The sequence below is a fragment of the Janthinobacterium agaricidamnosum NBRC 102515 = DSM 9628 genome, from assembly GCF_000723165.1.
Lineage (GTDB): Bacteria > Pseudomonadota > Gammaproteobacteria > Burkholderiales > Burkholderiaceae_D > Janthinobacterium > Janthinobacterium agaricidamnosum.
The window spans coordinates 4,851,768-4,864,705 of the sequence record NZ_HG322949.1 but is presented as its reverse complement, the minus strand read 5'-3'; the positions used below and the strand labels follow the sequence as shown (position 1 = coordinate 4,864,705).

The 12,938-nt window shown below is 60.3% G+C and carries 14 protein-coding genes and 1 other RNA gene; 13 read left to right on the top strand and 2 right to left on the bottom strand.

What is annotated here, in order from left to right; genetic code table 11:
* Positions 1-32 precede the first annotated feature (32 nt).
* The 7 genes from GJA_RS20850 (at position 33) to GJA_RS20820 (ending at position 6,417) form a co-directional block, all read left to right on the top strand.
* The gene (locus tag GJA_RS20850) at positions 33-569 is read left to right on the top strand and encodes a chalcone isomerase family protein (RefSeq protein WP_038500644.1); all 537 of its coding nucleotides are present in this window, start codon (positions 33-35) and stop codon (positions 567-569) included.
* 5 nt (positions 570-574) lie between these two features.
* Positions 575-1,810: an MFS transporter gene (locus GJA_RS20845; protein ID WP_038500642.1), complete on the top strand. Its 1,236-nt coding sequence runs from the start codon at positions 575-577 to the stop codon at positions 1,808-1,810.
* A 40-nt stretch (positions 1,811-1,850) separates the two neighbouring features.
* Positions 1,851-2,408, top strand: coding sequence for a DUF3833 domain-containing protein (locus tag GJA_RS20840; RefSeq protein ID WP_038496119.1), 558 nt, complete (start codon positions 1,851-1,853; stop codon positions 2,406-2,408).
* Positions 2,405-3,172: an SDR family NAD(P)-dependent oxidoreductase gene (locus GJA_RS20835; protein ID WP_038496118.1), complete on the top strand. Its 768-nt coding sequence runs from the start codon at positions 2,405-2,407 to the stop codon at positions 3,170-3,172. The genes GJA_RS20840 and GJA_RS20835 overlap by 4 nt, the downstream gene beginning before the upstream one ends.
* A complete protein-coding gene (locus GJA_RS20830) occupies positions 3,169-3,630 on the top strand; it encodes a nuclear transport factor 2 family protein (RefSeq protein ID WP_038496116.1) in 462 nt (153 codons plus the stop codon). The genes GJA_RS20835 and GJA_RS20830 overlap by 4 nt, the downstream gene beginning before the upstream one ends.
* Before the next feature lie 965 nt (positions 3,631-4,595).
* Positions 4,596-5,732: a porin gene (locus GJA_RS20825; protein WP_038496114.1), complete on the top strand. Its 1,137-nt coding sequence runs from the start codon at positions 4,596-4,598 to the stop codon at positions 5,730-5,732.
* A 151-nt stretch (positions 5,733-5,883) separates the two neighbouring features.
* Positions 5,884-6,417 carry a hypothetical protein gene (locus tag GJA_RS20820; protein WP_038500640.1) on the top strand — a complete coding sequence of 178 codons (534 nt, stop codon included), beginning with the start codon at positions 5,884-5,886 and terminating at the stop codon, positions 6,415-6,417.
* A gap of 51 nt (positions 6,418-6,468) precedes the next feature.
* Here GJA_RS20820 and GJA_RS20815 read toward each other — a convergent pair whose 3' ends face one another.
* Complete coding sequence (locus GJA_RS20815) at positions 6,469-8,172, bottom strand: thiamine pyrophosphate-binding protein (RefSeq protein ID WP_038496111.1); 1,704 nt, start codon at positions 8,170-8,172, stop codon at positions 6,469-6,471.
* Positions 8,173-8,388: 216 nt separating this feature from the next.
* Between GJA_RS20815 and rnpB the strand changes: the two genes are divergently transcribed.
* Positions 8,389-8,740: RNase P RNA component class A (gene rnpB / locus GJA_RS26435), an RNA gene on the top strand.
* 72 nt (positions 8,741-8,812) lie between these two features.
* Positions 8,813-9,058, top strand: a complete 246-nt coding sequence (locus tag GJA_RS27540) for a hypothetical protein (protein WP_144241609.1) — start codon at positions 8,813-8,815, stop codon at positions 9,056-9,058.
* A 181-nt stretch (positions 9,059-9,239) separates the two neighbouring features.
* Here GJA_RS27540 and GJA_RS27535 read toward each other — a convergent pair whose 3' ends face one another.
* Positions 9,240-9,461, bottom strand: coding sequence for a hypothetical protein (locus GJA_RS27535; RefSeq protein ID WP_144241608.1), 222 nt, complete (start codon positions 9,459-9,461; stop codon positions 9,240-9,242).
* A gap of 2 nt (positions 9,462-9,463) precedes the next feature.
* Between GJA_RS27535 and mraZ the strand changes: the two genes are divergently transcribed.
* The 4 genes from mraZ to GJA_RS20795 are packed head-to-tail and all read left to right on the top strand — an operon-like array spanning position 9,464 to position 12,923.
* On the top strand, positions 9,464-9,892 hold the full coding sequence (gene mraZ / locus GJA_RS20810) for a division/cell wall cluster transcriptional repressor MraZ (protein ID WP_038496109.1): 429 nt from the start codon (positions 9,464-9,466) through the stop codon (positions 9,890-9,892).
* Between the two features lie 9 nt (positions 9,893-9,901).
* Positions 9,902-10,876, top strand: a complete 975-nt coding sequence (rsmH, locus tag GJA_RS20805) for a 16S rRNA (cytosine(1402)-N(4))-methyltransferase RsmH (RefSeq protein WP_038496107.1) — start codon at positions 9,902-9,904, stop codon at positions 10,874-10,876.
* On the top strand, positions 10,873-11,145 hold the full coding sequence (gene ftsL, locus GJA_RS20800) for a cell division protein FtsL (protein WP_038496105.1): 273 nt from the start codon (positions 10,873-10,875) through the stop codon (positions 11,143-11,145). Before rsmH ends, ftsL begins: the two co-directional genes overlap by 4 nt.
* The gene (locus tag GJA_RS20795; RefSeq protein WP_038496104.1) at positions 11,142-12,923 is read left to right on the top strand and encodes a peptidoglycan D,D-transpeptidase FtsI family protein; all 1,782 of its coding nucleotides are present in this window, start codon (positions 11,142-11,144) and stop codon (positions 12,921-12,923) included. Before ftsL ends, GJA_RS20795 begins: the two co-directional genes overlap by 4 nt.
* Positions 12,924-12,938 lie beyond the last annotated feature (15 nt).

Genomic DNA, 12,938 nt, shown 5'->3' with positions numbered 1-12,938 from the left:
CGCCGACCATTTTGTCCCGACTGCGGCAAGGCATGTGTGGCCTGCTGTTACGTACCTTGCTGGCCATGCCCGCGCTGGCGGGCGCGGCGCCAGCCTATGTCGAGCAGGAAGTGCCGCAGGCGCGACTGGCGGGGCAGGGCAGTTTTACGTGGTTAGGCTTGACCATTTATCAGGCGCAACTGTGGGTCGGCCCGCAAGGCTACCGCGATGCCGCGCCGGATGCGGCGCCGTTCGTGCTCGACTTGCGCTATGCGCGTGCGCTGAATGGCCAGAAAATTGCCGAGGCAAGCTACGATCAAATGAAAAAGATCGGCGCCGGCAGCGAGGCCCAGCGCCAGCAATGGCTGGCCAGCATGCAACGCATCTTTCCCGATGTGACAGAAGGCCAGAATATTGCCGGTGTGCAATTGGCGGGCGGCGGCGCCCGTTTTTATCTGGATGGCGCGCGATTGGCGGACGTGCCGGACCCGGCCTTCGCCCGGGCATTTTTTGCGATCTGGCTGGCGCCGCACAGCACCGCGCCCAAGTTGCGCAGCGCCTTGCTGCTGGACGCGGCGCCGCGGCCGTGAGCAGCATGGCCGGGCTATCGTTCCGGGCGCTGCTGGCCTACGGCTGTTTCGGCTTGCCGCTGGCGATGGTCGCGTTGCCGATCTATGTGTATGTACCGCAATTTTATGCCGCGAACAGCGGCCTCGGACTGGCCGCCATCGGCGCCGTGTTGCTGGCCGCGCGCCTGCTGGCCGCCTGTATCGACCCGGCGCTGGGCTGGTGGATGGCGCGCGGCCAGCGTCCTGATTCCCTGTATGTGATGGTGTCGATGCCGTTGCTGTTGCTGGGCTTTGGCGCGCTGTTCCACCCGCCGCCGCTGGCATGGCTGGCAAGCATGGCCTGGTTCCTGCTTTCGCTGCTGCTGGTGTATGGCGGTTTTGGATTGGCCACGATTGCCCATCAAAGTTGGGGCGCAGCCTTGAGCGGCGACATCGCCCAGCGTTCGCGCGTGACCGCCGTCCGCGAGGGTTGCGGCTTGCTGGGCGTGTTGCTGGCGGCGGCGTTGACCGGCAGCCTCGGCTACGACGTGTTGTCGCTGGTATTTGGCAGCGCCTTGTTATGTTCAGGCGCCTTGCTGCTGTCGCGGGCGCCGCGTCCGCTCGCCACTGTTGCCGCGCGGCCATTGCTGAGGCTGGACGATGTGCTGGCGCCGTTTCACAACCGGCGCTTCCGCGCGCTGTTCGGCGTGCTGCTGGTCAATGGCGTGGCGGCGGCGATACCGGCCACGCTATTCCTGTTCTTTGTCGAAGACCGTTTGCGGCTCGGCCATGACGCCGGCCTGTTCCTGATCCTCTATTTCAGCGCCGCCGCCATGTCGATGCCGCTGTGGGTGGTCATGGCGCGCCGTTTTGGCGAAGCGCGCGCGTGGCTGGCCGCGATGTTGCTGTCGGCGCTGATATTTGTGTGGGCTTACGCACTGGGCGCCGGCGCGGCGCTCGGTTTTGGGGCCATTTGCCTGTTGTCCGGCTTGACGCTGGGCGCCGACCTGGCCTTGCCGCCCGCGTTGCTGGCCGGTCTGATCGCCGCCGATGGCGATGGCGGACCGCGCGCAGCGGCTTATTTCGGCTGGTGGAACTGGGGCGTGCAAATGAGCCTGGCGCTGGCGGCCGGCATTGCGCTGCCCCTGCTGGCCTGGCTGGGTTATGTCCCCGGCCGTGACAGCGGCCAGGTCGCGCTGTCGGCGGCGTATGCCTTGTTGCCCTGCGCATTGAAGTTACTGGCCGCGTGGATCTTGTGGCGCGCGCCGCTGCGAGATTGCTGATGAAAAAATAATTCGAAGCAACTAACTAAGGGAGGCCATCATGCGGGTTGTCTTATGCAAACCATGGCGCAGCCTTTGCTGCGCCGCCATACTTATCAGCCTGGCCGCCTGTTCGACGCCGAAGCCGCCCGAATGGTATGCCGCCGAAACGCCGCAACTCGACGTGCAGCATTATTTCAATGGCACGCTGGATGCGCACGGCATGTTCCAGGACCGTTCCGGCACCGTCATCAAGCGCTTTACCGTGGTGTTACGCTGCCATTGGGACGGCGATACCGGCACGCTGGATGAAGAGTTCACCTATTCGGACGGCAGCAGGCAAAAACGCGTGTGGACTTTGCGCAAGACCGGCCCCGGCCGCTTTATCGGCAGCGCGCCCGATGTGGTCGGCGAGGCGCTCGGCATCGTCGCGGGGAACGCCTTGCGCTGGAATTATGTGCTGGCGCTGCCGGTCGACGGCAAGGTCTATGACGTGACCTTCGAGGATTGGATGTTCTTGATCGACGATAAGGTGATGCTGAACCGCGCCGTGATGAGCAAGTTCGGGATTAACCTGGGCGCGGTGACCTTGTCATTCAATAAGCGTGGTACGCCATGAACCCGCGCATCGATGGCTGGGCCGGAAAATATGTGTGGCTGATCGGCGCGTCCAGTGGCATCGGCGCCGCCACGGCCGTCTTGCTGCTGGAGCAAGGCGCGCATGTGGCCTTATCGGCACGCAATCAGGCGGCGTTGCGGCAAGCGTGTGTCGACCAGCCGCTGGCGCTGGCCTTGCCTTTGGATATCACCGACCATGGCAGCGTGGAAACAGCGCGCGACAGCTTGCTGGCCAGCTGGCCGCGCATCGACCTGGTGCTGGTGGTCGCCGGCGGCTATAACGAGATGCGCGCCGACAGTTTCGACCTGGCCGCCACCAACCGCATGATCGATTTGAACCTGCGCGGCGTCTTCAATTGCCTGGACCTGGTATTGCCGGTGCTGCTGGCGCAGTGCAGCGGCGGCCTCGGCATTGTCGCATCGGCGGTCGGTTATGGCGGCTTGCCGAAGGCGCTGGTGTATGGCCCGACCAAGGCCGCGCTGATCAATTTAACGGAATCGCTGTATTTTGACCTGCACCCGCGTGGGATTGCGGTATATCAAATCAATCCCGGTTTTGTCGCGACGCCTTTGACTGCCGGCAACGATTTCAAGATGCCGGCACTGATGACGGCCGAAGCCGCCGCACAGCAATTGCTACACGGCATCGAGCGCGGCGCTTTCCACATCCACTTTCCCCGACGGTTCACCAATTCCTTGCGGCTGGCCAGGCTTTTGCCTTACCGTCTGTATTTCTGGCTGGTGCGCAAGGTGACAGGCTTATGAACGACATGATGGGCAATACGACGAATGTGATCGATAATCAGGCCGCACTGGCCCGGCTGGTGCATTTTTATCAAGCCCTGACGCCGGAGTCGGTACCGGACGTGACGGCCATTTACGCTCCCGGCGCCAGTTTCAAGGACCCGTTTAACGAGGTCGGCGGCCATGCCGCTATTGTGCGCATCTTCGAACATATGTTTGTGCAGGTGCATCAGCCGCGCTTTGTCGTGCTGAGCAGCGTACTGCAAGGCGACGATGCTTTCCTGACCTGGGAATTTCGTTTCCGCATGAAGCGCTTTGTGCGCGAAGAGCAATGCGTGCGCGGCGCCACTCATCTCCGTTTCGAGGCCGGCCTGGTCGCCATGCACCGCGATTACTGGGACGCCGCCGAGGAATTGTATGAAAAGCTGCCGTTGCTGGGCGGCTTGATGCGCTTGCTGAAAAGGGCGGCGACTGGTTGAGGTGTTCCATGCCATCGAAAATCGTCGCACTAAAATGGTGCGCCGTTTTTAAAAGCAATATTAAGAAACGCTGAAAATAATTCTTAAAGCAAGCTTAAATCGTTTGAAACACCTAAAACCGTGCTTTTGGTGCGGAAAAACAACGAAAAACGTGTATGAAGATTGTAAGGAATTGTTTCAATTGATGAGAGGAATCGCATGTGTTATACGCATCAGTATGGTTGATGTGGCAACATAATCCATCATCAGAAATACAAGAAGTAGAGATATCGGCAAGAAATTTCGCTTTGCCTTAAAGCACTATCTGCACCATTTTGTGGCGTGCTTACAACTCCCTGTTCCCCCTCTGTAGCAGAGCGGTTTTCCCTATGGCAAACTGGGCCATGGTGGGATCACCAAAAAGGGGCGCGCAGCAAAGATTGCCGATGCGGTGTATGCTTCGTCCCGTTTATGCATTATCGCCCGGTTAATTGTCCGCTTCGTCGAGTAAATCGTCGATCGAAATGATGGCTGGAGCAGGTTGATATTCTGTCAAGTGTTTGATACTGTTGTGGAATTACAACGGATGACGTAGAGGCATGCGTTACCATAGCGACAGTCAATCAGCCATTGCATCGGCCGGAAAGGCGCGGCGCTACAGTGGGGTCGCGGTATTGACGGTTTTATCGGAGGTGGTTGGGTCCATTTTTTAATACCGGCAGTCACAGGCTGGAACTTGATGAAATGTGGCTCGGTCAGTATAGTGCCGCCTCCGGTGCCTTGCGCACCGATCTGGTGCAAGATGTGCGCCGATCCGATAAAACCAGCGCAAAACGCGCCGCGACGAATGTGAGCTTGTTCCCCTGACCGGAGCAGCAGCGTGGCAGGTGGAGACCTTGCCCTCACCCATAAAAAGCGCTCTTGAAGCGCCGCACGAGATGCATAGGCCGTATTAATTTTTTGCTTCAAAAATAAAGGAAACAGCAATGAAAAAAACTCTGATCTCCCTCGCAGTTCTGGCTGCCGCTTCGACCGGCATCGCTCACGCTCAATCGAGCGTCACCATCTACGGTACCGTTGACGCATCGTTCGTCAGCGAGCGTGGCGGTGCTCAAGGCACAGTTAACAAAATCAGCAGCGGCAATGCTTCGGCTTCCCGCCTGGGTTTCAAAGGCGTTGAAGATCTGGGCAGCGGCCTGTCGGCACTGTTCGTTCTGGAAAGCGGTTTCAGCGTTGACACCGGCGCCCAAGACAAAGCTGGCACCCTGTTCAATCGTCAATCGTACGTCGGTCTGGGCAGCAAAGATGCCGGTACCGTGACCCTGGGTCGTCAATACACCCCGTACTACAACACCCTGTCGAAAATCGCTGATCCATTCGCAGTGGGCTACGCTGGTTCCGCTAAGAACTTGTTCCCAGCGAACACCCGCACCAGCAACACCGTGTTGTACGCGACCCCGGATTTCAGCGGCTTCAGCGGCGACCTGGCTTACACCTTCGGCGAACAAGCTGATTCGAACAAAGCTGCCCGTCAAATCGGCGCATCGTTCGGCTACGCTAACGGTCCTTTGAATGCACGTCTGGTGTACAACAACACCAACAACGACAGTGTTGCTACCGCGACCGCTGCTGGCGTTTCGCGCAGCAGCGCCCGTAACTGGTTGGCTGCCGCTAACTACGACTTCACCGTTGTTAAAGCTTACCTGGCATACGGCACCAACAAAGGTATCAACAGCGCCACCTACAATTCGGGCCTGAGCAACACCAACTTTGCTGCTGGTACCCCTGGTCATCTGGATGCATCGATCCAGAATCCATACGGCTACGCTACCGTGGCTCCTAGCACCGACAGCACCAACCTGCTGGTCGGCGCAACGATCCCAGTTGGTCCAGCTGGCACCGTGATGGCTTCGTACATCAAAACCAACGATAAAGGCGTTGCTAACGCTGACGCTGATCAATGGGCACTGGGTTACTCCTACGCTCTGTCGAAACGTACCAGCACCTACGCTTCGTACGCCAAGATCAAAAACAAAAACGGCGCTGGTTACACCGTTGGTGGCAACAGCGAAGTCGGTACCGGCGATAAGGCATTCAACGTTGGTGTTCGTCACTCGTTCTAATTTTCGGTTCACCGAAAATGCATTAAACGCCTAGCATCCGTTTGCGGATGCGGGTGTAAAAAACGCGCTGTCAGGCTCAGGCCTGGCGGCGCGTTTTTGCATTTGCCGGGCAGCGGTTAAAATGTGCCACCACCAAAGCGAAAGTAACCATATGAATAAAAATCGTCGTATCGTCCGCCTGGCCCTGGCCGGCGCGGTAGTGCTGGGCTTGGGCGGCCTGGCGGGAGCGGCCGTGGCCGCCAAGGCCAAGGCCAAGGCCGAGGCCAGGCAGCAGAGCGCGTCGCGAGGCTTGGCGCGTTATGGCGTGGCGGTGTATTCCGACCTGTGCCTGCAAAGCGACAGCGGCGACATCGGCGGCCAGCGCATTACGCTGCACCGTTTTGCCGAGGCCGACACGGTCATCTATGAGTTTACCGCAGGTGCGCTGAGCTGGCCGGTAGTGGCCAGCGACGTCAACCTGGACCAGGCCACGGGCGTGTTCGATTTCACGGTGCAGGGCGCCGACGAGGAAGAGCGCAAGATCGTCGGCAAGTTTGCCCGCGATGGCCAGAGCCTGACGCTGGAAGGCGCGTATTGCGGCGGCGATGCATCGATGCCGATGAAGTTGTCGCTGGTGAAGGATTTTGGCGCCAAGCTCAAGAATTGCAAGCCTTGCCCGGCGCCGAAGGAGTTGCCCGAGGCTTAAAAAAAGCCCGGATATGCCACTCCGGGATCTTTCCTCTCTTGCAGCAACAGTTTAGCGGGCGGCCAGCGCCGCCTCCGCATTGCGGCGGATGCTGTCCAGCGTGGTATTCGGCGTGATCAGGTTGCCGTCGTAGCGCAGCTCTATCAGGGCCGGCAATTGTTTTTCGTTGGCAAAGGCCAGCGCGCGGGCCAGTGCCGCTGCGAATTGCTCGGTAGTATCGATCACTTCGCCGTGGCCGCCATACGCTTGCGCCAGCGCCGCGAAATCGGGGTTGTGCAGCGTGGTGCCGGAGACGCGGCCCGGATAATCGCGTTCCTGGTGCATGCGGATGGTGCCGTACATCTGGTTATTGAACACGATCACCACCAGCCCCGCGCGGTATTGCACCGCGGTCGCCAATTCCTGGCCGTTCATCATGTATTCGCCATCGCCGGCAAAGGTGATCACGGTGCGCTCGGGCGCCGCGATCTTGGCCGCCACGCCGGCCGGCAGTCCATACCCCATCGCGCCATTGGTGGGCGCCAGCTGGGTGCGCATGCCGCCATAACGGTAAAAGCGGTGCGCCCACGACGCGTAATTGCCGGCGCCATTGGTGATGATGGTGTCGCGCGGCGCTTGCGCCATGATGTCTTGCACCACTTGCCACAAATTCAGCGGCGCGGCGCCATCGTGGAATACCGGCGGCTGCTGTTGCCACGCGGCCAGCTCGGCCCGCGCTTCGGCCACCGTATGGCGCCATGCGCCCGCATCCACCGGTTCCATCGCGGCCAGCATCGCGGCCGCTTGCGGCATGCCGCTGTTGATCATCAGTTCAGCCTGGTACACGCTGCCCAGTTCTTCCGCGTCGGCATGGAAATGCACCAGCCGCTGCTGCGGCACCGGTGCGGCGATCAGCGTGTAGCCGCTGGTGGTCATTTCGCCGAGGCGCGGCCCGATCGCCAGGATCAGGTCGGCATTCCTGATACGTGCCGCCAGTGTCGGGTTGATGCCGATGCCGACGTCGCCGACATAGTTCGGGTGCGCATTGTCGAGCAAGTCCTGGAAGCGGAAGGCGCATGCCACCGGCAAGGCGTTGGCTTCGGCGAAGCGTTGCAGGTCGGCGCAGGCGCGCTCGGTCCAGACCGTGCCGCCCAACAGGACCAGCGGATTTTTCGCTGTCGCCAGCATGGCGCGCAATTGTCCGATCTGGGCCGCCGACGGCGACGCCTGCACCGGCTGGTAAGGGCGGGTGTCGGCCACGCTGGCCAGCGTGATGAGCATGTCTTCCGGCAAGGCCAGCACCACCGGGCCGGGGCGGCCGCTGGTGGCGACCTGGAAGGCGCGCGCCAGGTATTCGGGAATCCGCTCGGCGCGGTCGATTTGCGTGACCCATTTGGCCATTTGGCCATACATGCGCCGGTAATCGACTTCCTGGAAGGCTTCGCGGTCCATGAAATCGTTGCCGACCTGGCCGATGAACAAGATCATCGGCGTCGAATCCTGGTAAGCCGTATGCACGCCGATCGACGCGTTGGTGGCGCCCGGGCCGCGCGTGACGAAGCAGATGCCTGGCTTGCCGGTCAGCTTGCCATAGGCTTCCGCCATGAACGCGGCGCCGCCTTCCTGGCGGTTGATGATGAAGCGGATGCCGGAATCATGCAGCGCGTCGAGCACGTCGAGATAGCTTTCGCCAGGTACGCCAAAAGCGGTGTCGACGCCGTGGACTTGCAGGGCGTCGACCAGGATCTGGCCGCCGGTACGGGAAGGTTGTGTCATGGTCGGTTCTTTTAAAAGGATCGCAGTGGGGAATCGGCGCCGCTATGGCTGATCCATATGGACGTCGGCTGCTGCCATTCTATGTGAGCCGGTTTTGCCGGGCTTTTGAAATGGCGACACCAAATTTCACATTCAATCGCGTCCGGTGCCAGTGTCATGCACCCCCGTCGCGCCTGGTCTTTGCAGAATGGTGCCGCGGCGCGGTACAATGCGGGTGAAGCAGGCCAGACAGTCGCTGGCTGGCGCAGCAATGCGCCGGCGGGAGGAAGGTCCGGACTCCATAGAGCGGGGTGACGGTTAACGGCCGTCCGCTGAAAGCCGCAAGCGCAAGCCCAAGGTATAAGGCGAGGAATAGGGCCACAGAGACGAGCGTATTCAGTTACGGTGAAACGCGGTAACCTCCACCTGGTGCAATTTCAAATAGGCACGCGATGATGCTGCTCGCGGAGCGTGCGGGTAGAAAGCTTGAGCGCCTGAGTAATCAGGCGCCTAGAGGAATGGCTGTCATAGCGCGGGTTCGCAAGAGCTTGCGCCGTAACAAAATCCGGCCTATCGGCCTGCTTCACTTGAATTCCCCGGCGCGCCAATATCGATGATTGGCGGCCCGTCGATGGCCGTTTTCCGGCCGTAATATCACGCCGTGATGCTGTTTCAGCCGCCGAAAGCGGCCGAACGCATCACCGTTGGTATCAAACCAGCCCCCGCAGCGGGGCTTTTTTTATATTTAAAATCTTCATTTTTGCAAAAAGTTGTCTATACAAATTTCCGGGAAAATTGGATTAAAAAGTTATTTAAAATAAATCTATTTCCATGTGTCGGTATTGCTCCTGGCGGCTGTCGCCAAGCCTTGCGAATGGCCGGATTGCCGAAAAAACGCCGGGCTTGAATGATTAAATTTAAAACATTTATCACGCATGAAGTTGGGCCGCAGAGAGAGGCATGATTTGTTGTCATCTATCAACTATATGTATTTGTTTCAATTTAAAAATTTTGCGTTTTTGGATGTTTACGGTAGGCAAACACATGTGTGCAGATGAGGTACAACATTCACTATCTTTCATAAGTATCTAATTTCTCGATATATTTTCATACGAGGCTTCTTCAAAGATATCCGCTAAGTCCTTAATTTCATTAATAAAATTCCTTTTTTTCCAATCGGAAACCGCTTGACCACTATCTTTGCTTCCTCTAAAGTGGGCAACTGTGTGGAAAAGTGTGTTTTTGTGGGAATTTTTCCCTGTTTCAGCGTCGCGCTCACCGCGCCAAAATAATCCAAAATCAAAGGTCATTCGTGTTTCAAGGCGCGTCCGCAATCAATCTCGATGCCAAAGGCAGGATGTCCATCCCCGCCAAGCACCGTGACGCGCTGTCGATTCAATGCGAAGGCCGCTTGACCCTGACCAAGCATCCCGACGGCTGCCTGCTGTTTTTTCCGCGCCCGGTATGGGAAAGCCACCGCCAGCAAATCGCCGCATGGCCGATGTCGGCCCGCGCCTGGCAGCGTATCTTTCTCGGCAACGCCGTCGATGTCGAACTCGACTCGGCCGGCCGGGTGCTGATCTCCCCCGAATTGCGCAACGCCGCCGGTCTGGCGCGCGAGGTGATGATGATCGGCATGGGCAGCCATTTTGAAATCTGGGACGCCGCCAAGCTTGCCGAAAAAGAGCAGCAAGCAATCGAGGCGGGCACTCCCGATGTGTTATCCAATTTTTCTTTTTAAGGCTCCGTGATGACAATATTACCGGTGCCGGAATTTCAGCATCGTACGGTGCTGCTGGACGAGGCGGTCGACGCGCTCGACCTGGCCGGCGCACGCGCCAACGGCATCTACGTCGACGGCACTTTCGGACGCGGCGGCCACAGCCGCCTGATCCTGTCGCGGCTGGGCGCGCAGGCGCGCCTGGTCGCCTTCGACAAGGACTTGCAGGCCATCGCCACCGCCGAACAAATCAAGGATCCGCGCTTCACCATCGTGCATGACAGCTTCGCCACCATGTCGGCCAGCCTGGCGGCGTGCGGTATTTCCCAGGTCGACGGCATCCTGCTGGACCTGGGCATCTCTTCGCCGCAGGTGGACGACGCGGCGCGTGGTTTCAGTTTCCGTAACGACGGCCCGCTCGACATGCGCATGGATACCACGCGCGGCGTCTCGGCGGCCGAGTGGCTGGCTGTGGAAACCGAACAGACACTGGAAAAGGTAATACGCGATTATGGGGAAGAACGGTTTGCTTTTCAGATTGCAAAGGCGATTGTTGCTGGCCGGGCAGTCCAGCCAATTTCAAGCACACGACAGCTTGCCGCTATCGTGGCAGGCGCCGTCAAGACCCGTGAGAAGGGTAAGGACCCCGCAACCCGCACCTTTCAGGCAATCCGGATTTTCATTAACAAGGAGCTGGAAGATCTCGAGATTGGGCTGAGCCAGGCGTATGACTGCCTGGCGCCGGGCGCGCGCATGGCGGTGATCAGCTTCCATTCGCTGGAAGACCGGATGGTCAAGCGCTTTTTCGCTTCCAAGGCGAATGTCGAGCAGCCGGACCGGCGCCTGCCGATCCGCGCCGTCGATTTGCCGCAGCCGGAAATGAAGCTGATTGCGAAGATGAAGCCGTCCGATGCCGAAATCGACGCCAATCCGCGTTCCCGCTCGGCGGTGATGCGGGTGGCGCAGCGTTTGCCGCTGCCGGCCGGCCAGGGTGGCGTCGTATGAGCGGCAAGCTCAATACCGTGCTGGCGGCCTTGCTGGTCGGCTGCGCGCTATCGCTGGTCAACGCCCAATACCAGGCGCGCCATTTGCTGATCGACCTGGAACGCGCGCAAGCGTTGTCGCGCCAGCTCGACATCGACTGGGCCCAGCTGCAGCTCGACCAGTCGACGCTGGGCAAGCATGAGCGCATCGAAGCGATCGCGCGGCGCGACCTGAACATGACGCCGCTGACCGCCGCGCGCACCCAGTACCTGACGGAGGGCCAGCCATGAAGCTCGGCGGCAGCCGCGACGGCGCACGTGTAGCGGCCTCGAAGGGCGTGCCCTTCTCGAAGAATCCGGTATTGGCGGTGCGCCTGCCGGTATGGCGTTCGCGCGTGGTGCTGTTCGTGCTGTTCGCCGCGTTTGGCGCGCTCGGCGCGCGCGCGCTGTGGCTGCAGGGCGTGTCGAACCAGTTCCTGCAAAAGCAGGGCGCCAGCCGCTATGAGCGGACGCTGGAATTGCCGGCCACGCGCGGCAAGATCACCGACCGCAATGGCCAGGTGCTGGCGTCGTCGGTGCCGGTCAAGGCGATCTGGGCGATTCCCGACGATGTGCTGCAGGCGCCGCCTGAAAAAATCACCGCGCTGGCCGGCTTGCTGGACATGAGCGAAGCCGAATTGCGCAAAAAACTCGATTCCGACCGCAGCTTCGTCTACCTGAAGCGCCAGGTAGAGATGGAAACCGCCGACAAGATCGCCGCGCTGAAGATCGACGGCATTGACGCGCGCAAGGAATACAAGCGGTTTTACCCGCAAGGCGAAGTCATGACGCATCTGGTCGGCTTCACCAACGTGGAAGACATCGGCCAGGAGAGCATGGAACTGGCGCAGCAAAAAACGCTGGCCGGCGCCACCGGCAGCCGCCGCGTGATCAAGGACCGCCTCGGCCACATCGTCGAGGACATCGGCTTCATCCACGAACCGCACGACGGCAAGGACTTGACGCTGTCGGTCGACAGCAAGATCCAGTACATCGCGTTTACCCAGCTGAAGGAAGCGGTCGAGAAATTCAACGCCAAGGCCGGCGGCGCGGTGGTGCTCGACGTGCACACCGGCGAAGTGCTGGCGCTGGCCAATTATCCCAGCTACGACCCGAACGACCGTCGTACGCTGACCGGCCAGCAGTTGCGCAACCGCGTGATGACCGACACCTTCGAGCCGGGGTCGACGCTGAAGCCGTTCACCGTTTCGCTGGCGCTCGACAAGGGCAAGGTCAGGCCGGCCACGCTGATCGATACCGGGCCGGGCCGTTTCACGATCGCCGACCGCACCATTTCCGACACCTCGGCGCATGGCGTCATCAGCGTGTCGCAAGTGATTGAAATGTCGTCCAATATCGGTTCGTCGAAGATCGCGCTGAGCATGCCGGCGCAGGATATGTGGGAAATGTTTACCAAGGTCGGCTTCGGCCAGCAGCCGAAATGGGGCTTTCCGGGCGCCGTGGCGGGCCGCGTGCGGCCGTATAAATCGTGGCGTCCGGTGGAGCAGGCCACGATGAGCTACGGTAACGGCATCTCGGTGTCGCTGATCCAGCTGGCGCGCGCCTACATGATGTTCGCCCGCAGCGGCGACACGATACCGCTGTCGTTCCAGAAAGTGAACGAACTGCCGGTCGGCCAGCAAATCATCAAGCCGGAAACCGCCGCCGAAATGCGCGACATGCTGGAGCTGGTGGTGTCCGGCGCGCACGGCTCGGCCAAACGGGCCCAGGTGGCAGGCTACCGCGTCGGCGGCAAGACCGGCACCGCCTACAAGGTTGAAAACGGCAAGTACGCGATGCCGCGCAAATACATCGGCTCCTTCGTCGGCATGGCGCCGATGTCGGCGCCGCGTTTCATCATTGCCGTGATGATCGATGAACCTACCGGTCCCGCCCACTATGGCGGTCAGGTGGCCGCGCCGGCGTTCGCCGCGATCGCCACCAATGCGCTGCGCGCGATGAACGTGCCGCCGGATTCTTCGGTGACCGAAATCGTGGCGCCGCCGAGCAACGGTCCGGAGGCGATGTAATGTCAACTGCGATAA

What these genes read in the sequence shown, in the direction of transcription:
- GJA_RS20850 (WP_038500644.1), top strand. Translation starts at nt 33, where the DNA reads ATGTGTGGCCTGCTGTTACGTACCTTGCTGGCCATGCCCGCGCTGGCG.
- GJA_RS20845 (WP_038500642.1), top strand. Translation starts at nt 575, where the DNA reads ATGGCCGGGCTATCGTTCCGGGCGCTGCTGGCCTACGGCTGTTTCGGC.
- GJA_RS20840 (WP_038496119.1), top strand. Translation starts at nt 1,851, where the DNA reads ATGCGGGTTGTCTTATGCAAACCATGGCGCAGCCTTTGCTGCGCCGCC.
- GJA_RS20835 (WP_038496118.1), top strand. Translation starts at nt 2,405, where the DNA reads ATGAACCCGCGCATCGATGGCTGGGCCGGAAAATATGTGTGGCTGATC.
- GJA_RS20830 (WP_038496116.1), top strand. Translation starts at nt 3,169, where the DNA reads ATGAACGACATGATGGGCAATACGACGAATGTGATCGATAATCAGGCC.
- GJA_RS20825 (WP_038496114.1), top strand. Translation starts at nt 4,596, where the DNA reads ATGAAAAAAACTCTGATCTCCCTCGCAGTTCTGGCTGCCGCTTCGACC.
- GJA_RS20820 (WP_038500640.1), top strand. Translation starts at nt 5,884, where the DNA reads ATGAATAAAAATCGTCGTATCGTCCGCCTGGCCCTGGCCGGCGCGGTA.
- GJA_RS20815 (WP_038496111.1), bottom strand. Translation starts at nt 8,172, where the DNA reads ATGACACAACCTTCCCGTACCGGCGGCCAGATCCTGGTCGACGCCCTG.
- GJA_RS27535 (WP_144241608.1), bottom strand. Translation starts at nt 9,461, where the DNA reads ATGACCTTTGATTTTGGATTATTTTGGCGCGGTGAGCGCGACGCTGAA.
- rsmH (WP_038496107.1), top strand. Translation starts at nt 9,902, where the DNA reads ATGACAATATTACCGGTGCCGGAATTTCAGCATCGTACGGTGCTGCTG.
- ftsL (WP_038496105.1), top strand. Translation starts at nt 10,873, where the DNA reads ATGAGCGGCAAGCTCAATACCGTGCTGGCGGCCTTGCTGGTCGGCTGC.
- GJA_RS20795 (WP_038496104.1), top strand. Translation starts at nt 11,142, where the DNA reads ATGAAGCTCGGCGGCAGCCGCGACGGCGCACGTGTAGCGGCCTCGAAG.